Genomic DNA, 201 nt, shown 5'->3' on the forward strand with positions numbered 1-201 from the left:
TGATCGTCAACGAAGCGGCTGGCACAGCGACCTTCACGGTCACTTTGTCGGCAGCATCGGGCCAAACGGTTTCTGTTGGTTACAACACCAGCAACGGTACAGCAACAGCGGGTAGCGATTACACAGCAACGAGTGGTACCTTGACGTTCAATCCTGGTGTGACGACGCAAACGATCACGGTCAATATCGCCAACGATAGCG

1 protein-coding gene is annotated in these 201 nt (G+C 54.2%); it reads left to right on the top strand.

Features of this window, described 5'->3' with window-relative positions:
- On the top strand, nucleotides 1-201 hold a 201-nt coding region (locus ACO0KW_RS20565), incomplete at both ends, for a Calx-beta domain-containing protein (RefSeq protein ID WP_423055203.1).

It is taken from the genome of Undibacterium sp. Ji22W (assembly GCF_049340305.1).
In the GTDB taxonomy this organism is placed as follows: Bacteria; Pseudomonadota; Gammaproteobacteria; order Burkholderiales; family Burkholderiaceae_D; genus Undibacterium.